Below are 26,483 nucleotides of genomic sequence, written 5' to 3' on the forward strand. Positions count from 1 at the left end.
AGTGTTGGTCGGCTGACTGTGCATTGCCGACCTCGAGCCTCCAAGGGCAAGGTCCGGTGTGGGACCATTGCGGACCCTTGCTATGAAGCGTTCAACCGTCGCGACCCGGCCCAAACCCGACTTTCACCACAGCTGTCGCGAACGTCAGTTAACTGCCCTGCTTGCGGATCATCAACCTCAAGAACGATTGCGGTTTTCGTGTTGCAGATCCATGTTCCATTCAAAGGTGAAAAACTCGCTTCAAAAAAGTCCGGCTCAAGATTTGACAATGCGCACCAGCCAGCGCCGCAATGCCCCGGGAAGGCCAGAATGGACTTACAACGATCGACCCGGACTGATGGACACTCGTCGCGCGTATTGCCCTGGAATTTCGTCGCCATTGTCTTTGCCGCGCTTGCGATTGCAGCCGTGGCCACCGCCTGGCTCCTCGAACGCCCCATGGTCCCGGCGGCATTGGCCGGCACGATCATGGGTTTCTTCGGAACGGTTCTGGCCAACCTGGCGCGAGCGCTGTTCGCTGGTGCGATAGTCCTGCTTGCAAGCCTGGCCGGCAGCGAGGTTCCTGCCTGGATGATCCCGGCCATCATCGCGCCGCTGTTATGCGCCTTTTCCGGTTGGGAAATCGGCAAGACAGGCACCCGCGCACATGCATAGGGCTTCTTGCCTGGATCATGCTCATCGGACCGGCCGGCAACGGCTCCGCACTGGAACTTTTCGCCGCCTACCTTGTCCCACTCCTGGTTGGGAGCCTGCTCGCTGCCGGTCTCGGGGCAGAGGCGCTCGCATCGAGACCGCCTGCTGGCGCCCGCTACGGACGAGCCCACGCGATTGCCCTAGCCATCGGCCTCTCAACATCGATCATCCTGTCCTGGCAGTTCGACCACCCCGGAGCACATTGGATCATGACACTGTTTGTCGTGCGCGCTCTGGGCGATCCCGGCACGCACAGGAAAAAGGCTCTCTGGACCGGGCTTGCAACGATGCTCGGCGCGGTGACGGCGGCCCTCGTCACTTTTGTCCCCTTGCCGCCATCACTGTTCACGGTTCTGGGGGCTCTGTTCCTCCTGATCGGTCTCCGACTTATGCCCCTGCCGGATGCGAAATCGTCCCTGTTCATGTCTGCCGGCGTGGTCCTGGCCACCGCGCCGACCCTCGACGCCGCCCTGTATCGCGGCGGGGCGGCCTTGGCCGCATCGCTGCTCGCGATAATGCTCTCCTACGCATCGGCCCTTCTGACCGAACGGCTCGAGCGGACGAGGCTTGCCCAGGGAGATCATGACGAGATCTAGTGGCAACCCAGACCGATTTGATGCTCTACTGGGTGAAAGGTCTTGAACAAATGTCATTTGGAGTAGAGCTGTTATGCCCGCAATGATCAGACGACATTTCCTGAAGGCGGCCCTGTCCGGTTCGACCGCCATGGCGCTTCCCGGAATCGGATGGGCGCAATCGATTTCCTTGTCGGATATCGGTGGATCGATCCTCGGTGGGCCGCCGGCAACCGTCTTCACGGCCCGCGAGATCGTGACCCTCGACGCATCCAGACCCCTCGCGCGGGCCGTCGCCGTCGTAAACGACCGGATCCTTGCGACCGGATCGCTGGAGGAGGTCGAGGCCGTCCTTGGCGATCAACCCTACGAGATCGACGCCCGTTTTGCGGACCTGGTCATTGTGCCCGGTTTCATTGCCCAGCACGATCATCCGATCCTCGCTGGCCTGACCATGTCTTCGCTCATCCTATCCATCGAGGATTGGGAACTACCAAACGGAACCGCGAAAGCAGTCTCTGACAGGGACGATTTCATGACGCGGCTTGCAGCCGCCGAGGCAGACATGACCGACCCCGACGCGCCCTTGCTCACCTGGGGCTACCACGCGTCCTTCTTCGGACCTCTGACTCGCGCCGACCTCGACACCATCAGCCGCGATAGGCCGATCTTCGCTTGGGTGCGTTCCTGCCACGAGTTTGTCCTGAACACAGCGGCTATGGAGAAAGCCGGCGTGACCAAGGAACTCATTGCAGGCTGGTCAGCCACCGAGCAAGCCCAATCGAGCTTCGAGAATGGCCACTTCTGGGAGCAGGGTCTCTTCGCCGTGCTTCCGAAAATCGCCCCCATGGTTGCTGAGCCTGGTCGGTTTCGCCACGGGCTGGAAATCATGCGGGACTACATGCACGCCAAGGGTGTCACCTTCGGCAACGAGCCGGGCGGCATTCTGGCCCGACCCGTGCAGGAAGCCGTGAACGAGGTGATGTCATCGCCCTCCATGCCCTTCCGCTGGAGTTTTACCCCTGACGGGAAGAGTCTGGTCGCCGCTTATGACGATGACCTCCGGGTGCTCCGCGAAACCGAGGCGCTGATCGACTGGTACGGGGGCATGACCAGCATGGCGGAGAAAAGCATCAAGCTGTTCTCTGACGGGGCGATCTATTCACTCGCCATCCAACTGCGCGATCCTCCGATTGGGGATTACCATGGCGAATGGATGATGGATCGCGATGCATTCGAGCGTGCCTTCCGCATTTACTGGGACGCCGGCTACCAGATGCATGTGCATGTAAATGGCGATGCCGGGCTTGATCGGGTTCTGGACGCGCTTGAGGAAAACCTGCGGCGCAATCCGCGCTACGATCATAGGACCGTGATCGTTCATTTCGCGGTCAGCGCCCCGGACCAGGTCGAGCGAATTAAACGGCTCGGGGCCATTGTCAGTGCAAATCCTTACTACGTGACGGCCCTGTCGGATCGATACAGTGAAACCGGCCTCGGGCCGGAACGGGCAGACCAGATGGTTCGGCTCGCGGACGTCGATCGCGCCGGGGTTTCCTGGTCGCTGCATTCTGACATGCCCATGGCACCTGGTGACCCGCTGTTCCTGATGTGGTGCGCGGTGAACCGGATGACCAGTTCCGGGCGTGTCGCCGGCGAAAACCAGAAGGTATCGGCCGAGGCTGCACTACGCGGCGTCACGATCAACGCTGCCTACTCGCTCCGGCTGGAGAAGGACCTTGGCAGTATTGAACCCGGCAAGCGCGCGAATTTCACCGTTCTCGACAGGAACCCCACAACAGTCGACCCGATGACGATCAAGGATATCATTGTGTGGGGGACCGTAATGGAGGGTGATGTCCTGAAGATCCAGCCTGCCGGTCAGGACGACGCCACCTTGCGTCAAGGCTGGGAGTCCAACGTGCATGACTTCGCAAGTCACGCTCTCCGCCACGCACTGTCCGCAGTCCATAGCCACATTTGAGGTGATCCAGCTGCATCCATCGGCGTAGCCGGTGCGCCAAGCGCCAGCCGAATGGCATTTCGTCTACGCTAGTTCTAAGCGCCGATAAGCGGCCATACGTTGATTGTGCAGCAAACTTCCGTTCCCCGCCCTTTTTTGACTATTGCTGCACGGCAGCGCGACGATCGCCATCGGTTGGGGTTTCACAGCACCGACGTCAAATGACAGTTTTCGGGTCTCAAGCCAGATTATTAGATTGAAGGCGGCATGTTAGCTGTGTTCGATAGCGCTGGCTGCGAGCCCTCGCAACCATAATTTATACACGATATCAATTGCTTAAAGTCGACATCGGCCGATCAAGTTTTTGATGTCGCGTATTGCATCAACGCAAGATCAACGTTTGACGAGTCCACAGGATCGAACGGCTGGAATCGATGCTCTGGCATGGCCCAGCGAAGGCACCGCTCCAATTCGTACCCAAGGTAGTGTTCTTGATATCGGCTCGTGAAACAAAAGAACTGACGACATCGGATTTCCATGTTTCGGATCGCGCGCTCGAGCAGGCTCCCACTGCCCGAAAGGACCCCTCTTCTGTTCCCATCTGCCTCCAGGCTGCGATCATTGACGTTGTCACCAATGATTGCCTGGTGCCAGATCGCTCATTCACCTGCTGAAATCGGTATCGGTTCAACGTGGGTTTTTCTTGGATCTTCGACGTAGTCGCGCCAGTCGTGCTTCTGCTCGAAACCAAGCATGGTGCGGATCTTCAGGTTGGAGAATAGTGCTTCGTTCTCGTGCAGCTCGCGCGTCACCGGGACATCCGCATAGAACCGCCGGATGATCTCGCTGTTGGGAATATCCACCGAATTGGTGTCGTTACCGGCATTGAAGATCTGGAAGCCGAGCCCGTCGGCCTTGAGGCACAGATCGACGATCTGCCCGAGGTCGCGGGCGTCGATGTAGCAAAAGATGTTGCGCCGCCGGCAGCCCGGATCGGCAAAGAAGCCCGGGAAGCGTTCGTATTCATGCGGCTCCATCACGTTGCCGATGCGCAGGCCATAGATGTCGGCCCCCGAACGGCGCTGAAACGCGCGGGCGGTCTTCTCGTTGACCACCTTCGAAAGCCCGTAGCTGTCCATCGGGTTGGTATCGTGCTCCTCGTCCACCGGCAGGTAGTCCGGATGCGCGACCCCGTCCGCAAAGCAGACACCATAGGTTGTCTCTGACGAGGCAAAGACGATCTTGGGGATGCCGAGCTTCACCGCCGCCTCGATCACGTTGTAGGTGCCGATGGTGTTCACCCGGAAGGTCTCGTGGTCGGGGTTGATCAGGATCCGTGGCACGGCCGCGAAATGCACCACCGCGCCTAAGGCAGGCACCCCGCTGCCCGGATCCAGCTCGTCGAAATTGGCATAGCTGGTCATCACGTTGAACATCGACCCGCTGTCGGTGATGTCAGCAATCAGGTTGTCGATGCCCGGCTCGTCAAGCGGGCTGAGATCTACATTGACAACCCGATGCCCCTTGTCCCGCAGATACCGGCAAACATAGCGCCCGGCCTTGCCAGACCCGCCTGTGAACAGAATACGCATCGGCAGTGTTTCCTTTCTATCCCCCTACTGTCGCTCCGACCCCAAAGGGCGACCACCGCGCAGACATTTCCGACAAGAACCATTTCACCGACACAGCGCAGCACACTCTCTCGCGTTGACCACCATCGCAGAAGTCCAAGCAGCACCAGCGCCGCAAAGGTCGCAAACAGAGATGCGATGAAGGTCGCCGTCGTCGGTGCGAACAAAAAGTATTGCGTCAGCGGGATAGACCCGAAGGCGACGAACGAGAAAAAGGTCATCAAACCGTCGAGCGCCGGGGATCCGTTGCGCATGTCGGGCATCTCCAGCTCGTAGCTCATCATCATGTCGGCGATGAGTTCCGGGCACTTTTTCAATTCGCGCGACATCCGGTCAGCCGGAATGGGTTCGAGACCACGTTCGACCAACATCTGTACGATCTCGCGTCGCTCGCGTTTGGGGTTGGCATTCAACTCTTCCAGTTCGATCCTACGGTGGGAAATGTAGAGATCGCGCTGCGACCGTGTTGAAGGGAACTCGCCCAACCCCATCGAAACCGCGTCCGCAAAGAGATTGGCCAGACCGAACACGAGGACTGCCAGCGCACAGATCTGCGCCGCGCCGTCAGCCGAGGCACCCGCGAATCCCGCAACGATGGCGAATGTCGTGACAATCCCGTCATTGCCGCCATAAACGATCTGCTTCAGCGATTCCTGAATCTGGCCGAGGCCGTGTTCTTTCCGGCGATGAAGTCCCCCGTCGATGTCCACTTGTGCCGCCTTTGTTCGCGTATCGTTTTCCAAATGATACCTGCACCCTCCTGACAACAGGCTGACGTAAACTCGGAAGGCGGAAGGGCGTGCAAGAACGACCACGAATGCACGGCTCTTGGTTTTTCAATCGTCCTCGAAGATCCCCTGTTCGGCCTGCTTGTGGCAGGCGTTGCAATTGGCCCAGGACTTCGCTTTCTCGAACTGGCGCTTCGAAACCTCCTCCTCGTGCTCATGCCGGAACCACGGCAAATCGGAGATGCGCAGAGGCACGGCGCTTCCCTTCGAACGATCCCGTCCGGCATTCGCTACGAGATAGGCCTCGATTTCGGCGCGGGTCTCCCCATACAGTCCGGCATCCTCGCCAAAATGATCGTCCAGAGTGCCCATCATGACTTTCCAGGACTGCGGTGGAAGGAAGCCAGCCGGATAGACCATGTGACAGGCGCTGCATTCCTCCAACGTCGCCGCATGGGTGACGGGGGGCATGTATTCCATCTCGTCCGAATGTGCGGCCCCGGAGAGCGCAATGGTGGCAACGGCGAGGAACGGCGTGATTTTCATGTTCGGTTTCCCTATGGGTCAGAAGCTGTCGAGCCAGGCGAGCACATCGGCCTTTTCGGCGGCAGTGCAGTCGCGACCGAGTACAGAGTTGCAATTCCGGCCGAACCATTTCTCGACGAACTTGACGTCGGTGAACCGTTCCGGGTTGGAAGAGGGAGCCAGTGGCTCAACCGGCTTGCCGGTCCGTGCTTGCCCAGTGGCTTTCGGGTCGGTCGTGTGACAGGTCGTGCAGGAGGGCGTATCTGGCTTGCCGCCGGTGTGGTTGGCCATGAACAAGGCCTGCCCGCGCTCGGCGGATGCCTCCGCGCCGGCCTCGGCCGAATATTGGGCCAGAAGATCGGCGGGCGATGTCGACTGCGCGGCGGCCGGATAGGCCAGTAACGCAAATGGCAAGACCAACAGGTATTTCATTTTGAGGTTTCCTTGGGGATTTCGATCAAAAAGGGGCTGAACCATCCGGTTTCGGCATCGGCATGGCAGGCCAAACAGTTCAATTTCGAGTAGATCGGCGCACGCAGGAAGGTCTCCTCCGCCACGTTTTCGTGCAGATCGTCCCAGGCGCGGGTCTCGGTGATGCGACCGGTTGGATCCTTCCGCGCGTTCGCAAACACGTGCGCGGGCCGGGTCTGCGCGCTCGAAGCGTCATGAGCGACCAGCCATTCAGTGATCCGGGCGTTGGTCTCGTCATCGAGGCGCGCGTCCTCGACAAAGTGATCATCGAGATTGGCCATGATCACCTGCCATTCCGAGCCCGACAGAAGGCTGGGGTGATAGGCGACGTGGCAGGCAGTGCATTCCTCCGCAAAGACCTCGTCGAGCACGGCCACCGGCGCTCCGTCTGGCACCCCGGTGTCCCGCTGCCAGACCTGGACCGTCAGACCGGCCAGAAGGGCAATCACGGTCAGAGCGATGCGGGGACGGGAAACCACGTTTCTGCCGGGATGATCGCCGGGTCGGCGCTCCTTGGTGCCTGTCACCATGGACCGAACAAGGTTCTCCCGGCTGCGCCGGCTTTCGAAGATCGCGGCCGCGACATGGGCGAGGATCATGACGATGAGCAGAATCGCGAGGATTTCGTGGAGTTCCAGACCCGCCTCGCCGATTCCGTAGGGCAGTGAGAGGAGCGGTCCGGTTCTTAAAACTCCCCCGAGCCCGGTCAGTCCGGCGATCCCGAGCAACTCCACGACCGCCATCAGCCCAAGCATCATCAGGCCACCGGCCGGGTTGTGACCAAGGTGTCGGCCAGCGTCCCCTCCCGTCAGATGGGACAGGATCTCGGCGGGCGGGCGCAGGAAGTCCCGGAACCGGGCATGGGTCGGCCCGAGGAATCCCCAAACTATTCGAGCCGCAACCAAAGCCATCGCGAGCAGTCCCGAGGCGATGTGAAGCGTGATCCAGGGCGCTCCCAGAACGAATCCGGTCACCGCGGCGGTGGCGATGCAGACAACGAGCGCCCAGTGAAACAGGCGGACCCAGATATCCCAGACGAGGACCGGATCTCTGCGGGTGGGCATATGGGATGTTGCGGCGTCAGTCATACCTGTCTCCAACACCCGAGTCGGGCTGATGGTGACAGGATGGCAGGTGCCCGCTGACGGCGGACTGATCGGCAATGTCAGGGAGCTGTCAGGTTGCGGAAGCTACGGCGGGAAGTGTTACATGGACGGATAGTCCCGGGGTGCCGGGGTGTAGCTCCAGCTTTCCGCCGAGTGCCTCTGCAAGCTCGGAAGCGATCGCCAGCCCGAACCCGCTGCCGGTCGAAGTCTCGTCAGCCCGCACGCCTCGGCGCGTCATCTCCGCCAATCGCTTGGGCGGAATGCCGGGACCGTCGTCACTAATCGTGATCTCAACTGTATGGCCGGTCTCGCGGGCCTTTACACCGACGCGGGACCTCGCGTGGCGGGCGGCATTCTCCGCGAGTGCCCCCAGTATCTCGGTCAGGTCCCCGGTTTCCGCACTGACTTCCAGCGACGGCACGACGTCCACTTCCCAGGAAAGCGCCTCGCCGGGCGAGGTTCTGATCAGCACCCTAACTACCGATCTTGCGACTTCGGCAACATTGCAGCGAGCGGTTTCGTGATGCAGCGACGCACGCGCGCGCATCAATTCCCGATCCACATGTCCCCGCATAGTCTCGACGGTGTCCTCGATGGCCTCTGCATGTTCGTCCTGTCGGTCGTCGCGCAACCGCCCGGCCTCGCCGAGCATCGCCTGAAGTGGTGTTTTGAACCCATGTGCCAAATCGGCGGCACGCATACTGGCACGGGAAACCTCTGCTTCCCGTTCTGCGAGGAGCGCGTCAACCTCCCTGGCCAAGGGGATCACTTCGGTTGGAAAGTCCTCGCCAAGCCGCCGCGAGGAACCGGACCGAATCTCTGCGATCCGGGTCTCAACACGGCCGAGTGGACGCAGCCCGATGGCCACTTGGGCCGCCATCGCGAAAATCAGCACAGCCACCAGGACGACGAGATAGGGCAACAGGTCGGTTGTGAATTCTTGGCTGGCGGCCTGAAGGTCCGCCCGGTCCACAGCAACCGCGGCGCGCATCGGTATCTCGCCGAGTCTTGCAGGCAGGATTACGCTGCGTTCGACCGTCAGGATCGATTGCTCGGCGGGACCTTCAAGCATGTGGACATGCTCGCCCCCATCCGGAAGCTCATCGACTGGCAGCGGTATCTCGTGATCCCAGAGCGACCGTGACCGGAGCAACCGCCCCTCCACCACAATCTGCCAATATAGGCCACTGAGCGGACGGTCGAATCGCGGATCGGCTGGCTGGTGGGAGAGATAGATCTGCCCGTCCGCATCCCGTTCGACCCCGGAGAGAACCTGATCGAGATGCACCGAGAGTTCCGCCAGCGCGCGGCGGTCGGCGTGGGCCGAGAACAACAGTGATATCCCGACAGCGGCGATCGCCAGCGCGACCACGACCGCCACCGCTCCCGTCGCGAGAAGCCGCCGGCGCAGCGAATAGGGCCTCACCCGTCCGGGTCCGACGGCTCGAGGAAATACCCGAAGCCTCGACGGGTTCCGAGGATTCCCGGACCAAGCTTCCGGCGCAGGCGCGTGACGACAGCTTCGAGTGCGTTGGCTTCGCGGGCATCCTCGTCGCCGTAGAGATGCTCAAGCAACTCGCTGGGGGTGATGATTCTTTCCCGGTGCAGCATCAGGTAGGCGAGGAGCCGGTATTCGAGCGCCGTGACCGCCATGGGAACCCCGCGCAGGGAGACCGACATCCGGTTCGTATCGACGATGAGGTCGCCAGCCTCCTGCAAGGCGGAGCCGCGCCCCGCCGAACGCCGCACAAGCGCCCTTGCGCGTGCAACCAGTTCCTCCATGCGAAAGGGTTTGGGCAGGTAGTCATCCGCGCCGGCGTCGATCCCTTCCACCCGTTCCGTCCAGGCTCCGCGCGCCGTCAGCACAAGGACCGGCATGTCCCGATCATTGCCGCGCCAGCGCTTCAGAACCGTCAGGCCATCGAGCCGCGGCAGGCCGAGATCGAGGACGACCAGATCGTACTCCTCGGTATCGCCGAGGAACCAGGCCCCTTCCCCATCCGCGCAGGTCTCGACCCGGAACCCCGCGCTCCGCAGCGCCGTTCCGAGGTCGGAGGCAATCCTCGTGTCATCCTCGACGACGAGAGCACGCATGGGGTCAGTCCTCCTCTTCCTCAAGAACCTCGCCGGTCTTTGCGTCCACCAGAACTTCGAGGATGCGCCCGTCAGGCGTGATCAGTTGGAACTCGTAGACATATTGCCCGTGTTCGCGCTCCAGTTCGACCTCGAGCAGTGTCGCGGAATATCGCTCCGACACATCCTGCATCACCATAGCGAGAGGCAGGATCTCGCTGCGGGCGGTCGCCTGGCGGGCAAGGTCATGGTCAGACTCGGCTTGGGCGGGTCCGGCAAACGTCAGGATCAGAAGACAGCATACGTATTTCACAGGCGCCAGTATCGCGGGTTCGACCTGACAGCGGCCTGACAGCCGATGCCTTTGTCTCACATACCATGACTTGCAGACGCCCGCACGCCAGTCTGACAGGGGTGACCCGGCTCAGCCGTTGTTCCAGCGCATACCGCGCCCTGGCCCATTGCCGCGCCCATTTCCCTGCCCGGTCCCCATGCCGGTCCCGCCGAAATCCACGGAAGTCAGAACGCCATCGCCATTGAGATCCATGCGATCGCGCCAGATCTGCGCTCCGGCGACATATTCATTCCGGGTGACCAACCCATTTCCGTCGGTGTCGATCTGGGAACGGACGATCTGCCGTGCCCCGCGCAGGGAGTTGGTCTGGCGTCCACCGACAGATTGCGGTGTGATCCGGTCAAACTCTTCAGTGGAGAGGGCGCCGTCGCCATTCGTGTCATAGGTGGTAAAGAGCGCGGCCCGCCGGGTCTCGACCTCGCCCAGTGTGACCCTGCCGTCATTGTTTGCGTCCCAACGCGCCATGAAACCACCGCCGCCCGTGAGTTGTTGAGCCATGGCAGAGGTTCCAAGAATGGTCAGCGCCATTGCAAGCGGAAGGGCGAAGCGTGTCATGATATCCTCCAAAACAACAACGTCGCGCATTCCTGATACGGACTCTGCGCCGATTACCGTCGCATGTCTGTAGCAAAAATGTAATCGCTCGAGAGAAGAGTCAGGCCAGTCGCAAGCGCCCCGAAATTGGGGATGCGGGACGCTCGCCGGCCTGAATATGGCCTGGCGCTCAGAGGACCACTCAACCCCTCGACGCACCTGAGAAGCTAAAACCTGTCTGCTGCGTTGGCAATCAAGCGTGTAGAGATCCGCTGCGGGTAGCCGACAAAGCGGTGATTTTCTCTGCACGACTCCACCTCAAGCAACGATTCGACCGGTGAACCCGGGCGGCGCCAGTAGCATCGGCAAGTCGAGACGGTTTGACGTCTCGCGAAAACGGCCCGGACCAAATCGATGACATCGCCCGACCATGGTCTGAAGAGTTCGCGCGTCGGGTCGGGTTTTGTGGCGATATCGGGCAAGCGCCCAGCGAAAACACCGCCTCGCGAGTTCCGGGTGGCCAATGGGGAGATACCTTATGTTGAAAGAAGTCAGGGACCTGCTGTCCTCAACTGCAAGCCTTGCCATCACCGCGACACTATTCGTCTCTGCGCCGTTTGATGTTCGCCTCGATAGTGAGACAGCGTTGGTTTCGATCGAGCGTTCCGTCGCCTGGGCCAAGGACAAAGACCGGGACCGCGATGACGATGACGATGACGATGACGATGACGATGACGATGACGATGACGATGACGATGACGATGACGATGACGATGATCGGGATGATGACCGCTCTGGCAAGGGCGGCGGTCGTGACGATGATCGGGACGATGATGACGACGACGATGACGACAACAGCGGTCGCGGCAATAGCCGGGACGACCGTAGCGACCGGGATGACGATGATGATGACGACAAAGGTCGGGGGCGTGGTCGTGGACGCAGCGGAAGCGATGACGACGACGATGGCAATGGCATCGAGGTAACGTTCAGCGACGGCACGAAAATCGAGATCGAGAACGGCCGCTTCGAGCGCAAGGACGCCAGTGGTCGAACGATCGAAGAACGCCCGGCACGGAAGAGCGACTATGCGAAGCTACAGCAGGCCGGCACTGCGGGCGGCAGCGCCGTTTCCAGAACGGAAACCGGTCGGGTCGCCGGAAACGGCAAGTTTCGCGGTGGCGGTACGGTTGCGAAAGCGGAATTCAGCGGTGGAAACATCGAGGTCACCTATACCGACGGCTGGAAAGAAGAGATCCAGAACGGTCGCTATGAACTCAAGGACCCGCAAAACAGGACAGTAGTCGAACGCCGCGCGCGGCAATCCGACGTGTCACGACTTTCTAAGGCGTTCCGGTAAGGATCAGGTCTCTGGCCAGCGGTCGTGCGCCATCAGCGCGGCCTCTGTCCGGTTCCGGACCTGAAGTTTCTGAAGAATGATGGTCATGTAATGCTTGACCGTCTTTTCCTGGAGGTCGAGCGTCCGCCCGACCTCCTTATTGCTTTTTCCGGTCGCAACGAGCCGAAGGATCTCCTCTTCACGTGCGGTCAGGCTGTCTAAGGGGTCTTCCTCGGTTTGTTCCTTCGCGGGAGACCGCATCGCCTGCAGGACCTTCATAGCAAGACCCGGCGAGACGTAACTGCGCCCGGCTGCCAGATCCTCGACGGCTGCGAGCAGGTCCTTGCCGCCGATCCCTTTTAGGATGTAACCGTCCGCGCCCGATTTGAGAGCTGTGAAGACATCGTCATCCTCCTCGGAAACGGTAAGGATTGCCACAACCGGCGGCGTGTCGAACTTCTTGATCTCGCCAAGTGCCCACAACCCGCCATCCGGCATGGAAAGGTCAAGCAGCACAAGGTCAGGCTGATGCGCCGCGGTCAAGTCCACAGCATTTCGCCCCGTGTCTGCCTGTCCAACGACTTGGGTTCCCTCGTGAGATCCGAGCAAGGCCGCGACGCCTTCGCGAAACAGCGGGTGGTCATCCGCGATCAAGACGCGCAAGAGAGTCATATCCATTCTCCCAGATCGAACTCCAACCGAAGCTTGCCGCCACTGCCTTCCGCCCGCCTCCCGGCATGGAACACGCCGCCGAGGCTCTCCACGCGGTCACGCAAACCCGACAGGCCGAGTCCAAAGGGCGTCTGCTCCGGATCAAAACCGGAACCGGCATCGCGTACCGACAGGATGAGCCTCGCCTGTTCACAGGCGAGTTGAACCTCCATGCCAGCGCCATCGGCATGACGGCTGGCGTTATTCAGGCCCTCCTGCACGAAGCGGAACAGGCAAAGGCGCGCGGCAAGCGGCATGTCCACGGACAGCTCGCAGGAGATGATTTCGTCGACGGAGTTTCCGGTCCGGGAGCGATGCTCCTCCACAGCCATCGCGACAATCTCGGCGGGTTGACGCTCCGCAACATCCGGAAGTGAAAGGCCGCGCGAAATTGTTCGGATCTCGGTCAGCGCCGCCTCGATGGCGCATTCGATCCCATCAATCTCTTTCTGCGGTTCCGAGGACGAATGCCGATCCCGCAAGCTGTCAAGGCTAAGTGCGGCGAAGGCGAGTTGTTGCGCCGGACCGTCATGCAGGTCTGCCCCGATCTGGCGCAACGAGCGATCAGCACGTTCGGCCGACCGCCCGGCAGCGTCGCGGACGCGCCGGCGCAAATCCTGGTTGCGCTTGGAAAGAGCTTCAAGGTCTTGGAACTGCTTCTGAAGCCGGTCCTGCTGGCGCTCGATAACCCGGCTCCCCCGGAGCACGATCAGGTAGAGAGCGAGCCCCAACCCGCCGAAAGCCCCGAAAACGGTCAGCCAGGAGTCCCGGCGAGCCCGTGAGAGATCCGCCGCAAGTTGTTCGTGAACCTCGTAAAACTCGGCCACGGCGATGATATCGCCAGAATAGTACTCCCGGATCGGTGAGTAGATTTCGAGCAGCGGCAGACCGAGCTGCTGCTCTCCGGCATCCTCGGCGTCGCCCAATGCTTCGAACTCCGCCGCGACCTCTCCCTCCCATGCAGATCGCAGCCCATCGGTCACCGGAAAGACCTCGCCGACAATCGCCTGATCTGAAGCTTCGACGACTCTCCCACCTGGTTTCCAGATCTTGTAGGAAATCACCCGTTCGCCAATCGGGGTGTTCTGAAATATCTCCTCCAGCCCTCGCCTTGCGCCGGGAGAAAGGCTCTCCTGATCCGCCAGTTGCTGTCCGATTGGCGCCAACACGCTCTCCATGAAAAGCGCCGTCGAGTTCGCACTGTTGCGAACCACGTTTTCCTCTATCCGCGCTGAAACGATCATTCCAACGAGGATCGCAGCGACAACAAGAACGGCGCCGCTGGCGACCGCATATTGCGTGGCCAACGGCGCGCCTTTCCAGAGGGATGACTCGTTCGAGAGGTGCTCCATCCCCCTCCTTATGGGATGTTTTAGATGCGCCGAATACGGGCTTTAGTCCGAAGCCCGTGAACAGGCTCGGTTACGACGCCTTCGAAATCGGGCAGGTCTTAAAGCCGAAGATCGCGTAGAGCGGGCAGAAGCCGATCAGGCCGGTGACGAGCGGGATGAGACCGACCAATCCCCAAGGGGTTGCCGGCCCGACAAAGACCAGTGACAGCAGGATCAGGCCAAGAATGATACGCAGCGCGCGGTCGAAGGTGCCTTCGTTTCGAGACATTTTCGCTCTCCATTGCAAGTTTCGAGCTCAGTCTTGCAAAGGGGAACGGCCATGTCGGTGACTTTGTCACCCGGTCTCCTGCGCGATCCGCCCGAGTCCGTCGAAATCAAGGATCTCGATCTCGCCGCGGCGACGCGTTATGATCCCCCTTCGCTCGAACTCCGCGAGGCGCCGGCTGACAAAGGCGCGCCCGGAGGCCGTTTCCGCGGCAAGGCTCTCATGTGTAGTCTGAAGTACATTGTGGGTGGCAAGCCGGATCAGGACGCGCGCCAGCCGGGCATCGAAGCCGGTCAAAGCGACCTCTTCGACCAACTGCTCGTAATCGGAGAACCTCTCCGCGACAGCCCGGAACACATCGGCACGAAAACCCGCGTCATCCGCGAGCAGACGCTGGAACGCGCCGTGCGATAGGATTTCGCCATCAATATCTGTCTCCGCGCGTCCTTCGGCCGAATAGGTTCGACCATCCAACAGGCAGGAGAAAGTCTGCAAGCATAACTCACCCGGTGCGACGCGGTAAAGCACCACCTCCCGACCGTTTTCGCCTGACAGCGAAACACGAATTGTGCCTGCGTTCAGCCGAACGAAGCCCGGGCACTCCTGGCCAGGGCTGAAGAGGAGAGACCCGGCACGTAGGTGAAGCGGTCGAGAATACAATGGCGTGTTCATGTCGCGCCCCTAGCGCCGGTCATGTTGATTTGTGACCGCGGCAAAGCGAGCCGCAGCCGCAGGCAATCCGAGTCACTCCGGACTTCCGCAAATGACGTCTCTACCTAGATGCGGGGACGGCCTTCAAATAGGCCGCGATCGCCGCACGGTCGTCATCCGTAAGTTGACTGGTGTTTTCAATCACGGCCGCCATCTCGCCCCCGGCTGAGTCATACTCTGGAGTGAAACCGGATTTCAGGTACTCGGCGATATCCGCTTCGGACCAGTCAAGGCCGCCAGGAGTGATATCGGGAATGCGCCCTTTTCCATCGGGACTCGGCGCTCCGGCAAGCCATTCGCCTCGGTCTAGGCCCCCGAGCGCATTCCGGGCTGTGTGGCATTCGCCGCAGTGTCCCGGTCCTTCGACGAGATAACGACCGCGTTGTTGGACGTCGGACAGCTCGCTCGACACAATCCAGCCTTCTGTCGCGAAGAACCACTTCCAGCCGCCCAGAAAGCGGCGAATACTGAACGGGAAGCCGACTTCATGCGGCGCGCTGGCCGTGGCGTCGGTTGGCAACGTCTGAAGGTAAGCATGGAGCGAAACCGCGTCCGCGACACTCATCCGAGCATAGGACGTATATGGGAAGACGGGATAATAATGCGTCCCGTCGGGCGACGTTCCCTTCAGCAGCGCGTTGGCGAACTCGGTCGATGTCCACTCCCCGATGCCTTCTTCTGGATCGGCGGAGATGTTCGGAGCAATGAAGGTGCCGAAATCGGACGGAAAACGTTGCCCGCCGGACAGGACAAGCTTGGCGTCTCCCTCGGCACCCGGCGCAGAATGGCAGGATACACAGCCGCCGGCGTAGAACAGAGTTTCGCCCAGGGCGAGATCCGGGGGAACGCCCTGTACGGCCGATGGATCGAAGCGGTCGGGAGCGGTGAGATACCACCCGCCCCCGACCGCGAGAATCCCGGCGGCAAGAACTGTTCGAAGCGCCGAGGTCATGCTGAGCTGAGTCAGTTTTCCGGTGCGCGGTAGGCTTTATGGCAGGCACCACAGGCGCCTCCTACGCCACCCATCGCGCCTTGAAGGGAGGCAAGATCTGTACCCGCGGCCGCTTGCATCGCGGTCACAGCGTCCGACAGGGCATTACCCTTGACCACTACATCGTCAAAGTTGGTCCAGATATCCGGCAGGGCGCGGGTGTTGGGTTCCGCGGAGTTGTCGGTCCCTTGCGGCCAGAGTGCCGATTGATCAAGCTGGACCAGCAAGGCGAGATTGCCGGCGGCCTTGGAGGCCGCGTCCGCGTCGTAGGCCACTTGTTCCTTTGCCATCGCGCCCAGTTGGCCGAGGTTGAATGCGTACAGTTGCATGATGTTCTGCCGGGTGGAAACGGCGGGGTTCGGTTTGTCTTGGGCCAGGACGGTGCCAGCAAGGAGGGTCGCTGCGAAGCCGCAGCAGGCGAGTTTGAACGCATTGCGCATCGTTTCATTCCTGTCCGTAGTTCTGGTTACGATACGTCAATCGTAGCGTGTTAATATTTCTCTATGATTAGCCATACATTTTTGTTATTTGTTAAAAAATGAACAAGTCACAATGGGACGACATCCGCTACGTTCTCGCGGTGGCGGAAACGGGCTCACTCAATGCAGCGGCCGCTAAACTCGGCGTAACACATGCAACCGTGCTCAGGCGCGTGTCGATCTTTGAGCGACATCACGGTCAGGAAGTTTTCCAGAAGTTGCCGACCGGTTATCGGTTGCTACCGGATGCAGAGCCAATCCTTGTCGCAGCGCGCAACGTCCGCGAAGCGGTCTTGTATATGGACAAGGTTTTTGTTGGTGCAGATCCATTGCTGTCAGGTCCCGTGCGCATCGCATCGACCGACAGTGTTTGCTCGACAATCCTCGCACCGATCGTAGAGAAAATTTCGAGGAAACACCCCGATCTGAAAATCGTCGTTCTGAGCGCAAACACGCATCATGACTTTCTCAGCCTTTCGGCGGACATCGCCGTCCGTCCTGCGATCGCGCTAGACCACGAGTTTCTCGGGGTAAAGGTCGGCTACTTCGATTTCGCGGTTTACGAAGCGGATAACGGAAATGACATCTGGCTTGGCCTCGATGGACCCCTACAAGATATTCCAGTTGGAAAATGGATGCAGGACACGCTCGCGCCCGATCAAATTGGGATCCGTGCCGACAGTTTTCTCGCCCTCCGGGAGTTCGCCGCTGGCGGATCCGGTCGCTGTTTTCTACCAGATTTTGTGGGCGAATCTGATACGCGCCTCCATCGGTGGCCGGAGGTCGTTCCGACGTTCCGCACACCTATTTGGGTTGCGACGCTAAGGGAACTCTCGAGCAATGCGCGTTTTCGAGCCGTCAAGGAAATCTTGCAGTTGGAGTTGGCGAAGTTCGTGCAACCTGTCTCGCTAAATCCGTGAGCGTTAGTGAAGTTTGAAACTGGCCGAAAGCATCAAAACCCGCCAGCGGTGCTGCCGACTACTGTTGGCCTTACCAAATGCCATTAGTTCTTCTGATTGCGGCCTTAGGGCGGTGTGAGGGGAACTTGGCTTGTGACGGGGCAGGTGGCTGGCTAGCGTCCCGGCATGACGAAGCGCGACCTGTTCAAGTATTTTGGACCAGCCGGGAAATCATCCGCCTCGCGGTGATGATATACGTCCGGTTCCCCCTCTCGCTGCGAAACGTCGAGGATCTGCTTCACGAACGCGGCATCGATGTCAGCCACGAGACGGTGCGGTCTTGTTGGCACCGTTTTGGCCCAATGTTCGCGGCCGAGATCCGTCAGAAACGCGCCGAGCGGTCGCACTCCGGGCCACAGTGGCGATGGCACCTGGATGAGATGTTCGTGAAGATCAACGGAGAGCGCCACTGTCCGCCCTTCGCGCCGAATGCTGCAATCGGCATGGACGGCCGCTTACCATTCCTTCCCCCAGTTAATGGTTTTGGGAAGGTCCTCAAGTTCGGTACGGTAGCCACAAGTGCGTGTAGAGCCGGGTCAAGGCATTCCGGGTCATAGTAGGCCACACTGCGCCATGCCGCTCCACCCGCCTAAATGGAAGGGCTGCGACGATGAAAGAGCCACTGGGTACCATCGCGGCATTTTGCGACCCGGATGCCGCCATGCCGGCACACCTCGCAACTGTACCCGTCCTCCTCTTCGCGGTGGCCGGTGCGCTCGGCAGTCAACACTAGTAAGCGCTGGTTCAATAAATTCGCTCGCTTTCCGCCAGAGCATCTCGATTTCCTAAAGAGTCGGTCAGAATGTGCGGCGTCGCCGAACACCTGTAAGATATCGCTCTCACGCTGGCAGATTATCCGCAAGACAACCTCTGCAGTTGGCACTAGGTCCGCGAAAGATCAAAGCCAAGCTGCCGACCGCTAAAGCAAAGGCGACAGCAATCTCGAAACCGGCGCGCCCAACCGGATCTTTCTCGGTTGTTCGGAAAGGCGTTTCTCCAGGCGGAAGGAGCGTTCGAAATCGGCTTCGAGCATCCGTTCAGTCGCAGACGCGGCTCGCGGATCGAAGAACATGGCCATCGCTTCGAAATTCAAACGGAATGAGCGGTTGTCCATGTTGGTGGTACCGACCGCAGCGAGCGTGTCGTCGACCAGAACGACCTTCTGATGCATGAAGCCATCATTGTAGCGCCAGACGGAAGCTCCGGCACCCCGGATCTCATCGAAATACGCGAAGGCCGCGAGCCATGGCACGGTATGGTCGATCACCTCGGGAACCAGGATCCGCACATCGACGCCACGCAGAGCGGCAAATTTCAGGGCCGTCAGAATATCCGTGTCGGGCACGAAATACGGCGAGGCGATCCAGACCCGTTCCTTCGCTTGGGCAATGCAGGAGAAGAAGAAGAGCGCACCGGTCTCCATGTCATCGGCCGGTCCTGTTGCCATCAGGAGCGCCGTCATGTCGTCTTCGGCTTTCTCTGGCTCCCAGAACAACTCATCGATCAGGACCTCCCCGCTCGCCCAATGCCAGTCCTCTGCGAACACCAACTGAAGTTGCGCGACAAGCGGGCCTTCGAGGCGCACGTGGGTATCCCTCCAGTGGCCGAACGTGGGATCGAGGCCCATGTACTCATCACCGAAGTTCAGGCCGCCTGTGAAACCGGTTTTCCCATCAATGATGATTGTCTTTCGGTGGTTCCGGAAGTTCAGATGAAACCGGGTCTTTGCACCGGGGGTTTCTTTTGGGTTCACGAATTCGACACCGGCTTCCTTCAGTTCAGTGAAGTAACTCGCGGGCAATTTGATGCAGCCAACGGCATCGACCAGAAAGCGCACTTTCACCCCGCGCTTCGCCGCAGAGACCATGTGCTCCTTCAGGCTACGCCCAACGCCGTCATCATTCACGATGTACGATTGCACCAGGATGTAGTCGCTAGCTGCGTCCATCGCGCGAAAGATCTCCCCGAAGGTCTCCTCGCCGTCGATCAGCAAGCGCATGGAGTTGCCTCCAACAGCTGGAAACTCGGAGATCCGCTCGAACACCACTGTTGGCATCACGGTTTCTGTTGCCGGGACGTTTGCCTCCCCATGCGCACGAATGCCTTCCACGACTCGCTCGCTGGTACGCCGGGAGAGGATGAAGCCCTGGTATCTGTGATGCCCGAGGAAAAGGTAGAGAGGCACTCCGAGGTAAGGTGCAGCAATTAGAAAGACCACCCAGCCGATTGCGCCTTGCGGGGTGCGAGAACCCTTAATGGCGCGCCACGCGAACGTGATCGCGACGATCTCCAGCAAGATCAGAATTGCGGCGAGGATATATCCCACTGTATTCATCTCCGTTTTGCGCCGGTGTTTGATTGATAGACTACCGGTTCGGTAGCCAGCCGGTGAAAACGCCAGTTCCGGTTCAGTGCTCAGCGTGCGCCGGCTGGCCGCGTCCGCGCCAGCCACGGCGACGAAGCCAAAATGCACGGCTTGGCGCTCTCATTGACGACCGTCTGAGTTCCAAGGTCACTCTTTTTGGTTCGTGCACAAGCAGGTTGTCGACAGAATGGGCGCCGAAACTGGGTCCCACGCAAGACTTCGGCGCGCGTTACCCGGCGCTGAAGTTACCCAAGGTGTCTGCAGCACAAGCAACATGCGACTGTGCGTTTCATGTCTAAACGAGACCGCGCCTTCGGGGAAATGGTCCGCGATCGTCACTGTATTTCGGACGGTACTACTTGATCTGTGACAAGACGCGTTTTCCCGCCTCAGTACAGGATCCACTCAACTTGGATTCTCGCGCGTACAGACATGCCAAGATGCGCTCGTCTGCTGTACTTACACTTGGGCATAGCCGCGCTGCGTCAGAGGTACAGGCTGCGCGGAGTTCGGCTTCGTAGGGTGTTCCTTTGAGCTCGGTGATGCCGGAAGGAACAAATCGTGCAACCGATCGTGAGTTTCCGGCGGCTTGAACATCGCTTGCGCAAGCCCCATCCAGCTTTTCCGAGTTTGCAATCAGGCAAGCGGCAACTCGCCCTTTTCCCTTCCGGACATCTTCGCAATACCTGCCAATCTCGGCTTTGCAGCTTGACATGATGTCAGGCAGAGCGGGACCAGCGGACGTAGCAATCAGAACCACCGCCAGGAGCGGGGGAACAGCCAAGTAAAATGGGGAAAGCATGGATTACCTCCATAAATCATAGGGTTGATTTGTGTTTTGCCGAGACATCTGTCTCGGCGCCTGGTCTTCTTTTTGTTGACCTTGTCTCGCGGCGCGTCCCGCCATCTTGCGTACCGGGAAGGATCGTTCGGACAGTTCGCCCACCGTGCAGTCGCGCATCTCATACAGACCGGTGAGGTTCGCGGTTCATAACCTGCGGATCCAGACTGTCCGCGGTCTTGATTGTATGCGTCGGGTAGGCGAGCTCGGTTCCGGCCCCGTTGACGGCGTGACGGATTGCTGCGACGAGGCGCCCGCCAGCCTCAATGAAAGGCTGATATTCTTTGGTTTGCGTGAATCCCAGTGCGAGGATCTCGATCGCATTCTCGGACAGACCCTTTGGACACACGATCAGCGGACAGCTCCCGTCATGAACGAAATCGTCGCTTTCCTGCATATGCGCTCGGATCGCGTTACAAACCTGCTCCACCTGAGCATCGGTGGCGTCCAGCACCAGTCCAATTGTCCAGTAGATCCGCCGGTGATCCATGCGACTCTTGTTGAGCACAATTGCATTCGACAGTTCACTGTTGGGCACGTAGTGCGGCACGTGATCGAACCCCATGACCGTGGTCGAGCGTACGTCAACGCGGGTGACCGTGCCCTCCACGATCCCCGCAACAGCAATCCAGTCCCCCGTCTCGAAGCGCTTTTCACTCATGTTGTTCATGCCGGCGACGAGGTTTCGAATGAAGTCCTGCGACGCAATTGCGAGACCCGCGCCAAGGACGCCAACCCCGGTCAATGCGCTGGAAATGTCGATCTCCCAAACGGCGAGTAGGGCGGTGATTGACATCAGAACAACTACGAATTGTCCGAGCCGAACTATCCAAGACGTGTCTATGGCAGCTACCCCGATCTTACGCGGATTGATAAGAGCAACCATCGGTTCGACCAGCCGGTACCATGCCGCGAAGATTGCCAGGACAAGAATGGAGATCAGCAACCGACGGGCGACACCACCGGCGAACTCGGGAAGCGCGACGACTTCTTGCGCCAAAAGCAGGCTGCCGGTTACGAGCAGGACGCGAAGGAAGGTCTCGATCTCCGAGTCGACCTCCTCCCCCAGCGTAATCGACAGGGTGCCGAGCACCCAGCGCACCACCTGCGCCAATCTGGTCGCGAGTGACTTTCTAAACAGGACGACGAGCGCGACGACCGCAATGGCCATCAGCGCGGGTTCCCGGTCCAGTTTTTCTAGCCAGTCGAGGAATGGGGCGGCGAAGCCAACAGCAAGATCTGTCAGGGTGTTGTCGTCCATCGTTGTCAGGAATCCCGAGCGGCCCGAAAGGACCGCTCCGGCATGCCTCAGAGCAGAGCGTCTGCGGCAAGGCGCGATGCTTTCTGAAGCTTTGCCTTGCGTTCGTGATAATCCGCAATCAACTCCGACTTGCGCTTGACAAACTTCGCCTTGGCGTCGCCCGCTGCAGTCGTGATCTGCGCCTCTAGCGCCTCGATCCGGGCTTCGTGCTCGGCATCGAGCTGGTCCATGCGCTTGTCGATCCGATCATTGGTCTGCTGGATCTTCTCTCGGGTGGCATCGATCTTGTCGTTGATGTCGTCCGCCATCTCGTCCATCGCAGCTTCCATCTCGGCATCGAGTTCCGACAGTTCTCGATCGAGTTCGGTCATCTCTGCTGCGATCTGATCGTCCTCGACATGGATCCGCGGTTTGCGATACAGCGTTCCCGCCAACTCCTTGACCTTGACGTCAAGAGGGGTGGTCCAGACCTCCTCAATCGATGCAACGAGGCAGCTTTTGCCTGGGGTCAGTTCGGTTGCGACCATGTCGACAACACCAACATCGATACCGGAGACCCAGAGGTCGCGATACATACCCATAAGGCCACCCGACATCGATCCGAGCGCCATGCCGGTGGTCGCAGCCGATGCAGCAGCCGCTGAGCCGGCAATGGCGGCGCCGGAAGCGACAGCGGCAGGACCGGCCAGAACGCCCACCATTGCGCCCATGAGCATACCGAAAGCCGTCCCAATCGGCCCTTCATCCTCGGATTTCTTCAAAACGGCAACGCCGTCGAGATCCTTGGTGATGATGCCGTGGGCATAGATCACGAGATCTCCTTTCCGGTGCAGATCCTTGAGCGCCTCAGTCGCCTTGTAGGCCGTGGCTTCATCGTCGCAGACGATGGCAATGAATTTGTCCATGATAATCTCCCCCCGCAGGCTGTTTGACCATGGTTGCTCCGGAAGCGTCGAACGCCTCCGCAATCATGCTTGCCCATAATCCGAGGCCTGTCCCCTGCCGACTTCCCTGCAACGGTCGGATTCTGTATCCGAAACCTGCAAAGCAGGGGTGGCCAGCGTCGCAGTAGACGATGTCGATCTATTTCCGGAGCGACTTGAGGAGGACCGACAATAGCGGTGCAAGTAGGCTCGGCAGAGTCGCTCCAAACGGGTCGCGCGCAATACGGCGCACATTCTCGGCCAACTCGCCCGCTTCCGAAAGCACTCCCGCCACTTCGGCCTCGATGTCTTCCACGGCGAGATCGCGGACCTCGATGACGGGCTCGAGTTCTTTCTCGACCGACATGCGTGCCGCCTGCATCGCAAGCAGTGCAGCGATCACGAAATTGGCCAGGGCAATCACACATCCGGCGGCGGCATTCCCGAGCGAGTCCGCGATCCAGAAAAAAGCCCCGAGGTTTAGCATGACCACGCCAATTCCGGCAATCAGTGCCGCAAACGCCATGAGACCGGATTGGCTCCGCAGGACCGCAAGCCGGCGACGGGCAATGATGCGTTCTGCCCGCATGGCTATCGTGACGTTCCGGCCAATGCGGTTTCCGCTTCGATGCAAGCCCCGAGTGATCTCGCTGGTCATGAACTCCTCCCCCTATTTCGACATCCGCCCGGCGAAAAAACCTAAAGCAAATGCACCGAGTGCCGTGAGAATGGGTTTGTGCTGCGGTAAACCTCCTACTTCCTCGGAAAGACGTTTCAGCAAGTTCTCGAAGTCATCGATTTTCAGATCGTGATCAGACAGGAAACGGTCCAGTGCAGTTTCCGCGGCCTCGGTTCGGGTTTGTTCTGACGAAGCCTTTGCACCCAGCGCTGGCTCGGGACGTGCCGCCATTTCCGCGCGCAGTTTTTCGAGCTCCGCTTCGAGTTCTGCTTTGGTCGCCATAACTCCTTTTCCTTTTGGGTAGACCTGAGTTCAAATGTGCCGAAACGCCTTCGCTGAGCTAAAGAGAATTCCTGTGCGCAGCGGACCTTGATGGAGCCTAGTCTGCACATCGGGCAAGTACCGGTACACTTGAAGCGCCCGAATTGCAGAATTCGGATAGTGTTTCGTGGATTGTTCTGCGGCGAGGGCGCAGCCTTCAGGGACGAGGTCATGGCGGTGCTGTCGAACAACCCCGGTCTGGGGTCGCTCTTCATCATATTCTGCGGAATCGCGTGGCTATTCGCGCACGGTGAGATCGCCCATGCCATCGGACTGGCGGTTTGCGGCTTCGTTGTGGTCGGCACGATCGACAATGTGCTCAGACCAATCCGGGTGGGGCGCGTTTCCGGTTTGTCCGAAATCCTGACTCTGATCTCCAAACTCGGTGGGCTTGCCGCCTTCGGCGCGTCTGGGCTCGTGCTCGGCCCCTTTTTTTGCCGGGCTGTTCCTGTCGCTGTGGGAGACAGCACGCAAGACCAGTCGCGACGGTTCTTCGGAAGATGGTTTCGAGGCGGACACCCAGGATGCGAGTTTAGACGATCCCGAACCTGAACCTGAGCTTTCTGGCGAGGCGCAACTTCTGGATGACGAGTTGACGGCCGAGTTGGAAGAACTCCGCCGCCTGAAGATGGAAAGAGAGGCACGTCGGGCGGAGCGGACATACGGAGAAACCTGCACACCGCGCCTCACTTCGGCACATCTACGGATCGATCTCCCGAGTTCTGTCGCATCAACTGTCCGTTGAACTCTGCCCCGAAAATGAAGATTGCCGACATCAGGTAGAGGAATACCAACGCCCCCATGATGCCTGAGAGGCCGGCATAGGTGACGCTATAGGTGGCGAAGTGGCGGAAGTAGACGCCGAATGCGGCTCCCGCGATACTCCACAAGAGCACGGTCAGTAGGATGCCAGGGAGCAACCTACGGGCCGGACGGTGGATACCGGGCAGCCAGGCATGTGCAGCGTAGACGGCGAAAAGTAGCACTCCTGTGCTCAGGGCAGTCCGCAGGGATTCGTTGGTGACGAAGCCGGGCAGGAAGGACGAGTTCGGACCTGAAACCAGTTGAAGATAGATCGGCACCGCAACTGAGAGCGCCCCGGCGACGCAGATAATCACGCTGCCACCGAGAACGAAAATCAGGCAGAGCGATCGCGTGCGCCAGACCGGCCGCGGGTCTTCCTCGCGATAGGCTGAGGTGATGGCAAGGCGCACGGCATCGACACCGTTGGAGGCGAAATATGTCGCCAGGAGACCTCCAAATGTCAGTGTTCGCAGGTTGCTGTCCCCGAGGACCGCTTCCATTTCGCGGACAACCGGGCCGGCAATTGTATCTGGCCACGAGCCGAAGACGAACTCCGTAAGCGCTTCTATCTCCAAATCCGCGCTCAACATACCGGCCAACGACAGGGAGAAGATGCAGAAAGGAAAGAGCGCCAGCATCATGGAAAGTGCGACATGACTCGACCGAGACCAGCCGAACTCCGTGTCAAACCGCAACCAGGCATTGCGCAAGGCGAGAATATAGTGGGTCACGCCGCTTTGGTGCCGAGTGTCTCGGAAGGAAGTTCGCCGAATTGCCTTTTATAGGTCGCGGAGAAGCGCCCGAGATGGAAGAAGCCGTTCTTGATGGCGACCGACTTTATCAAACCGCCATACGGGTCGGAGGTCCGTAACGCTCGCCGGACACGATTTAGGCGTATGGTGCGCAACCAGGCGGCCGGCGAACAGCCCACCGCGCGCTGAAAGGCATAGTGAAGCGTGCGCTCGCCGATTTCCAGCACCTCGCAAAGCTCGACGATGCCGACGGCTTCGTTCGGACGCGACCGGATAATGGCTTCTGCATCCCGGACGATGGACCGCTCGCGGCGGAAGTTCGGCGGTGCGACTTCTCCTCCACGATGCACAAGGATGGAATAGACGACGAAGCGCTCGATCTGTTCGACCACGTTGCGCAGAGTTTCTAGATCGTCTTCGGTCGGGTGTTTTGAGCAGGCCGCTTCGAGCATGTCGCAATAAACCCCTGCCTGTTCCTGAAGCGTGGCAACGCGTTTGGGGCCCAGCCGGGCAAGCCCGTGAAGACCGCCGGGTCCGGGACCATCCTTGCCAGAAAGCGCGGAATGGATCCTCAGAAAGCGCTCTTCCGGGATGCTGAGCACAAAGGCATCCCAGGCACGCGGTGCAATGAACTCTGCCTCCCTATCCGGCTGCTGGAGCAACAGGTCATCGAGGCCGACTTTCTCTCCGAGCCACTGTCCGTTCCCACGCTTGTCGAGGGTCAGCGCAACCGCGTAACTGTCCGGCGGGGTTCGGCCTCGATATCGGATCCGGTTGCCCCATTGCACACGGCTGGCCTGCAAGCGGTCGAACTGTCCCACCGTTGTTTCGCCGTGAAACGCGCCGGGGGCGATCTGATCGTAGTGGTGATCCCAGCCCGCGAGGGACTCTCGCAGTTGGTCGAAATCGTTGGAAATGACCTTGCCGACGGCGTTTACCACCCCGCTCCCCTCCCCTTTGCCGTCTCAACCTAAGCGAGAATCGCGATCGATCAAAACCTGTGGAGAGCAATGCGACCGCGAGCGGCGCATCGTCGTGCCTTTGCAGGAATCGGATATCGGTTTGGTTGGACGCTT

At 60.0% G+C, this 26,483-nt stretch carries 30 protein-coding genes and 1 pseudogene; 8 read left to right on the forward strand and 23 right to left on the reverse strand.

The window, feature by feature from the left end:
* Positions 1-309: 309 nt before the first annotated feature.
* The 3 genes from ARC39_RS08890 to ARC39_RS08900 all read left to right on the forward strand — a co-directional run bounded on the left by ARC39_RS08890 (position 310) and on the right by ARC39_RS08900 (position 3,252).
* Positions 310-654, forward strand: coding sequence for a hypothetical protein (locus tag ARC39_RS08890; RefSeq protein WP_149866374.1), 345 nt, complete (start codon positions 310-312; stop codon positions 652-654).
* 17 nt (positions 655-671) lie between these two features.
* Positions 672-1,289 (forward strand): FUSC family protein, encoded by a 618-nt coding sequence (locus ARC39_RS08895; RefSeq protein ID WP_068113287.1) that lies wholly within the window; start codon positions 672-674, stop codon positions 1,287-1,289.
* 82 nt (positions 1,290-1,371) lie between these two features.
* A complete protein-coding gene (locus ARC39_RS08900; RefSeq protein WP_236545177.1) occupies positions 1,372-3,252 on the forward strand; it encodes an amidohydrolase in 1,881 nt (626 codons plus the stop codon).
* A 638-nt stretch (positions 3,253-3,890) separates the two neighbouring features.
* On the opposite strand, the gene ARC39_RS08905 is transcribed toward ARC39_RS08900, so the two are convergent.
* The 9 genes from ARC39_RS08905 to ARC39_RS08945 all read right to left on the reverse strand — a co-directional run bounded on the left by ARC39_RS08905 (position 3,891) and on the right by ARC39_RS08945 (position 10,675).
* Positions 3,891-4,823 carry an NAD-dependent epimerase/dehydratase family protein gene (locus ARC39_RS08905; RefSeq protein ID WP_068113291.1) on the reverse strand — a complete coding sequence of 311 codons (933 nt, stop codon included), beginning with the start codon at positions 4,821-4,823 and terminating at the stop codon, positions 3,891-3,893.
* Positions 4,733-5,572, reverse strand: coding sequence for a VIT1/CCC1 transporter family protein (locus tag ARC39_RS08910; RefSeq protein ID WP_078059202.1), 840 nt, complete (start codon positions 5,570-5,572; stop codon positions 4,733-4,735). The genes ARC39_RS08905 and ARC39_RS08910 overlap by 91 nt, the downstream gene beginning before the upstream one ends.
* Positions 5,573-5,698: 126 nt before the next feature.
* Complete coding sequence (locus tag ARC39_RS08915; RefSeq protein WP_068113294.1) at positions 5,699-6,136, reverse strand: diheme cytochrome c; 438 nt, start codon at positions 6,134-6,136, stop codon at positions 5,699-5,701.
* An 18-nt stretch (positions 6,137-6,154) separates the two neighbouring features.
* The gene (locus ARC39_RS08920) at positions 6,155-6,547 is read right to left on the reverse strand and encodes a DUF1924 domain-containing protein (RefSeq protein WP_068113295.1); all 393 of its coding nucleotides are present in this window, start codon (positions 6,545-6,547) and stop codon (positions 6,155-6,157) included.
* Positions 6,544-7,674 carry a cytochrome b/b6 domain-containing protein gene (locus ARC39_RS08925; RefSeq protein WP_068113298.1) on the reverse strand — a complete coding sequence of 377 codons (1,131 nt, stop codon included), beginning with the start codon at positions 7,672-7,674 and terminating at the stop codon, positions 6,544-6,546. The genes ARC39_RS08920 and ARC39_RS08925 overlap by 4 nt, the downstream gene beginning before the upstream one ends.
* An 88-nt stretch (positions 7,675-7,762) precedes the next feature.
* Complete coding sequence (locus ARC39_RS08930) at positions 7,763-9,118, reverse strand: sensor histidine kinase (protein ID WP_078059165.1); 1,356 nt, start codon at positions 9,116-9,118, stop codon at positions 7,763-7,765.
* Positions 9,115-9,786 carry a response regulator transcription factor gene (locus ARC39_RS08935; RefSeq protein WP_068113300.1) on the reverse strand — a complete coding sequence of 224 codons (672 nt, stop codon included), beginning with the start codon at positions 9,784-9,786 and terminating at the stop codon, positions 9,115-9,117. The genes ARC39_RS08930 and ARC39_RS08935 overlap by 4 nt, the downstream gene beginning before the upstream one ends.
* Before the next feature lie 4 nt (positions 9,787-9,790).
* Complete coding sequence (locus ARC39_RS08940; protein WP_068113302.1) at positions 9,791-10,078, reverse strand: PepSY domain-containing protein; 288 nt, start codon at positions 10,076-10,078, stop codon at positions 9,791-9,793.
* A gap of 111 nt (positions 10,079-10,189) precedes the next feature.
* The gene (locus ARC39_RS08945; protein ID WP_161470950.1) at positions 10,190-10,675 is read right to left on the reverse strand and encodes an EF-hand domain-containing protein; all 486 of its coding nucleotides are present in this window, start codon (positions 10,673-10,675) and stop codon (positions 10,190-10,192) included.
* Between the two features lie 517 nt (positions 10,676-11,192).
* Between ARC39_RS08945 and ARC39_RS26165 the strand changes: the two genes are divergently transcribed.
* Positions 11,193-12,014: a hypothetical protein gene (locus tag ARC39_RS26165; RefSeq protein WP_236545179.1), complete on the forward strand. Its 822-nt coding sequence runs from the start codon at positions 11,193-11,195 to the stop codon at positions 12,012-12,014.
* 3 nt (positions 12,015-12,017) lie between these two features.
* Here ARC39_RS26165 and ARC39_RS08955 read toward each other — a convergent pair whose 3' ends face one another.
* The 6 genes from ARC39_RS08955 to ARC39_RS08980 form a co-directional block, all read right to left on the reverse strand.
* Positions 12,018-12,665, reverse strand: coding sequence for a response regulator (locus tag ARC39_RS08955; protein WP_068113307.1), 648 nt, complete (start codon positions 12,663-12,665; stop codon positions 12,018-12,020).
* Positions 12,662-14,056 carry a sensor histidine kinase gene (locus ARC39_RS08960; protein WP_068113310.1) on the reverse strand — a complete coding sequence of 465 codons (1,395 nt, stop codon included), beginning with the start codon at positions 14,054-14,056 and terminating at the stop codon, positions 12,662-12,664. The genes ARC39_RS08955 and ARC39_RS08960 overlap by 4 nt, the downstream gene beginning before the upstream one ends.
* 70 nt (positions 14,057-14,126) lie before the next feature.
* Positions 14,127-14,324, reverse strand: a complete 198-nt coding sequence (locus tag ARC39_RS08965; protein WP_068113313.1) for a YgaP family membrane protein — start codon at positions 14,322-14,324, stop codon at positions 14,127-14,129.
* A 66-nt stretch (positions 14,325-14,390) separates the two neighbouring features.
* Positions 14,391-14,993 (reverse strand): Crp/Fnr family transcriptional regulator, encoded by a 603-nt coding sequence (locus ARC39_RS08970; RefSeq protein ID WP_068113317.1) that lies wholly within the window; start codon positions 14,991-14,993, stop codon positions 14,391-14,393.
* A 100-nt stretch (positions 14,994-15,093) separates the two neighbouring features.
* Positions 15,094-15,984 (reverse strand): c-type cytochrome, encoded by an 891-nt coding sequence (locus ARC39_RS08975; RefSeq protein ID WP_068113320.1) that lies wholly within the window; start codon positions 15,982-15,984, stop codon positions 15,094-15,096.
* Positions 15,985-15,995: 11 nt separating this feature from the next.
* The gene (locus ARC39_RS08980; protein WP_068113323.1) at positions 15,996-16,463 is read right to left on the reverse strand and encodes a c-type cytochrome; all 468 of its coding nucleotides are present in this window, start codon (positions 16,461-16,463) and stop codon (positions 15,996-15,998) included.
* A 98-nt stretch (positions 16,464-16,561) separates the two neighbouring features.
* Here ARC39_RS08980 and ARC39_RS08985 point away from each other — a divergent pair, with 98 nt between their 5' ends.
* From ARC39_RS08985 to ARC39_RS26390, 3 genes and pseudogenes are all read left to right on the forward strand, one after another.
* Positions 16,562-17,422, forward strand: a complete 861-nt coding sequence (locus ARC39_RS08985) for a LysR family transcriptional regulator (RefSeq protein WP_068113326.1) — start codon at positions 16,562-16,564, stop codon at positions 17,420-17,422.
* Positions 17,423-17,587: 165 nt separating this feature from the next.
* Positions 17,588-17,740 (forward strand): annotated as a pseudogene (locus ARC39_RS26555) (IS6 family transposase); the annotation flags it as partial.
* A gap of 331 nt (positions 17,741-18,071) precedes the next feature.
* A complete protein-coding gene (locus ARC39_RS26390) occupies positions 18,072-18,194 on the forward strand; it encodes a hypothetical protein (protein WP_268874335.1) in 123 nt (40 codons plus the stop codon).
* A gap of 186 nt (positions 18,195-18,380) precedes the next feature.
* Here the strand turns inward: ARC39_RS26390 and cls are convergent, their stop codons facing one another.
* From cls to ARC39_RS09015, 6 genes are all read right to left on the reverse strand, one after another.
* On the reverse strand, positions 18,381-19,796 hold the full coding sequence (gene cls, locus ARC39_RS08995) for a cardiolipin synthase (RefSeq protein WP_068114410.1): 1,416 nt from the start codon (positions 19,794-19,796) through the stop codon (positions 18,381-18,383).
* A 385-nt stretch (positions 19,797-20,181) separates the two neighbouring features.
* Positions 20,182-20,628, reverse strand: a complete 447-nt coding sequence (locus tag ARC39_RS26480; protein ID WP_078059166.1) for a cysteine rich repeat-containing protein — start codon at positions 20,626-20,628, stop codon at positions 20,182-20,184.
* A gap of 160 nt (positions 20,629-20,788) precedes the next feature.
* A complete protein-coding gene (locus ARC39_RS09000) occupies positions 20,789-21,928 on the reverse strand; it encodes a mechanosensitive ion channel family protein (protein WP_068113332.1) in 1,140 nt (379 codons plus the stop codon).
* Between the two features lie 47 nt (positions 21,929-21,975).
* Positions 21,976-22,833, reverse strand: coding sequence for a hypothetical protein (locus ARC39_RS09005; RefSeq protein ID WP_068113335.1), 858 nt, complete (start codon positions 22,831-22,833; stop codon positions 21,976-21,978).
* Positions 22,834-23,011: 178 nt separating this feature from the next.
* Positions 23,012-23,509 (reverse strand): hypothetical protein, encoded by a 498-nt coding sequence (locus ARC39_RS09010; RefSeq protein ID WP_068113338.1) that lies wholly within the window; start codon positions 23,507-23,509, stop codon positions 23,012-23,014.
* A 12-nt stretch (positions 23,510-23,521) separates the two neighbouring features.
* Positions 23,522-23,812 carry a hypothetical protein gene (locus tag ARC39_RS09015; RefSeq protein ID WP_068113340.1) on the reverse strand — a complete coding sequence of 97 codons (291 nt, stop codon included), beginning with the start codon at positions 23,810-23,812 and terminating at the stop codon, positions 23,522-23,524.
* A gap of 159 nt (positions 23,813-23,971) precedes the next feature.
* Between ARC39_RS09015 and ARC39_RS09020 the strand changes: the two genes are divergently transcribed.
* The gene (locus tag ARC39_RS09020; protein ID WP_201455734.1) at positions 23,972-24,403 is read left to right on the forward strand and encodes an AI-2E family transporter; all 432 of its coding nucleotides are present in this window, start codon (positions 23,972-23,974) and stop codon (positions 24,401-24,403) included.
* Positions 24,404-24,537: 134 nt separating this feature from the next.
* On the opposite strand, the gene ARC39_RS09025 is transcribed toward ARC39_RS09020, so the two are convergent.
* The gene (locus ARC39_RS09025) at positions 24,538-25,386 is read right to left on the reverse strand and encodes a YihY/virulence factor BrkB family protein (protein WP_068113345.1); all 849 of its coding nucleotides are present in this window, start codon (positions 25,384-25,386) and stop codon (positions 24,538-24,540) included.
* A complete protein-coding gene (locus ARC39_RS09030; RefSeq protein WP_068113348.1) occupies positions 25,383-26,348 on the reverse strand; it encodes a helix-turn-helix domain-containing protein in 966 nt (321 codons plus the stop codon). Before ARC39_RS09030 ends, ARC39_RS09025 begins: the two co-directional genes overlap by 4 nt.
* Positions 26,349-26,483 lie beyond the last annotated feature (135 nt).

The sequence above is a fragment of the Tropicimonas marinistellae genome (genome assembly GCF_001509585.1).
Taxonomy (GTDB): Bacteria; Pseudomonadota; Alphaproteobacteria; order Rhodobacterales; family Rhodobacteraceae; genus Tropicimonas; species Tropicimonas marinistellae.

Coding starts and splice junctions, on each gene's coding strand:
- ARC39_RS08890 (WP_149866374.1), top strand. CDS start 310: ATGGACTTACAACGATCGACCCGGACTGATGGACACTCGTCGCGCGTA.
- ARC39_RS08895 (WP_068113287.1), top strand. CDS start 672: ATGCTCATCGGACCGGCCGGCAACGGCTCCGCACTGGAACTTTTCGCC.
- ARC39_RS08900 (WP_236545177.1), top strand. CDS start 1,372: ATGATCAGACGACATTTCCTGAAGGCGGCCCTGTCCGGTTCGACCGCC.
- ARC39_RS08905 (WP_068113291.1), bottom strand. CDS start 4,823: ATGCGTATTCTGTTCACAGGCGGGTCTGGCAAGGCCGGGCGCTATGTT.
- ARC39_RS08915 (WP_068113294.1), bottom strand. CDS start 6,136: ATGAAAATCACGCCGTTCCTCGCCGTTGCCACCATTGCGCTCTCCGGG.
- ARC39_RS08920 (WP_068113295.1), bottom strand. CDS start 6,547: ATGAAATACCTGTTGGTCTTGCCATTTGCGTTACTGGCCTATCCGGCC.
- ARC39_RS08925 (WP_068113298.1), bottom strand. CDS start 7,674: ATGACTGACGCCGCAACATCCCATATGCCCACCCGCAGAGATCCGGTC.
- ARC39_RS08935 (WP_068113300.1), bottom strand. CDS start 9,786: ATGCGTGCTCTCGTCGTCGAGGATGACACGAGGATTGCCTCCGACCTC.
- ARC39_RS08945 (WP_161470950.1), bottom strand. CDS start 10,675: ATGACACGCTTCGCCCTTCCGCTTGCAATGGCGCTGACCATTCTTGGA.
- ARC39_RS26165 (WP_236545179.1), top strand. CDS start 11,193: ATGTTGAAAGAAGTCAGGGACCTGCTGTCCTCAACTGCAAGCCTTGCC.
- ARC39_RS08955 (WP_068113307.1), bottom strand. CDS start 12,665: ATGACTCTCTTGCGCGTCTTGATCGCGGATGACCACCCGCTGTTTCGC.
- ARC39_RS08960 (WP_068113310.1), bottom strand. CDS start 14,056: ATGGAGCACCTCTCGAACGAGTCATCCCTCTGGAAAGGCGCGCCGTTG.
- ARC39_RS08965 (WP_068113313.1), bottom strand. CDS start 14,324: ATGTCTCGAAACGAAGGCACCTTCGACCGCGCGCTGCGTATCATTCTT.
- ARC39_RS08970 (WP_068113317.1), bottom strand. CDS start 14,993: ATGAACACGCCATTGTATTCTCGACCGCTTCACCTACGTGCCGGGTCT.
- ARC39_RS08975 (WP_068113320.1), bottom strand. CDS start 15,984: ATGACCTCGGCGCTTCGAACAGTTCTTGCCGCCGGGATTCTCGCGGTC.
- ARC39_RS08980 (WP_068113323.1), bottom strand. CDS start 16,463: ATGCGCAATGCGTTCAAACTCGCCTGCTGCGGCTTCGCAGCGACCCTC.
- ARC39_RS08985 (WP_068113326.1), top strand. CDS start 16,562: ATGAACAAGTCACAATGGGACGACATCCGCTACGTTCTCGCGGTGGCG.
- ARC39_RS26390 (WP_268874335.1), top strand. CDS start 18,072: ATGAAAGAGCCACTGGGTACCATCGCGGCATTTTGCGACCCGGATGCC.
- cls (WP_068114410.1), bottom strand. CDS start 19,796: ATGAATACAGTGGGATATATCCTCGCCGCAATTCTGATCTTGCTGGAG.
- ARC39_RS26480 (WP_078059166.1), bottom strand. CDS start 20,628: ATGCTTTCCCCATTTTACTTGGCTGTTCCCCCGCTCCTGGCGGTGGTT.
- ARC39_RS09000 (WP_068113332.1), bottom strand. CDS start 21,928: ATGGACGACAACACCCTGACAGATCTTGCTGTTGGCTTCGCCGCCCCA.
- ARC39_RS09005 (WP_068113335.1), bottom strand. CDS start 22,833: ATGGACAAATTCATTGCCATCGTCTGCGACGATGAAGCCACGGCCTAC.
- ARC39_RS09010 (WP_068113338.1), bottom strand. CDS start 23,509: ATGACCAGCGAGATCACTCGGGGCTTGCATCGAAGCGGAAACCGCATT.
- ARC39_RS09015 (WP_068113340.1), bottom strand. CDS start 23,812: ATGGCGACCAAAGCAGAACTCGAAGCGGAGCTCGAAAAACTGCGCGCG.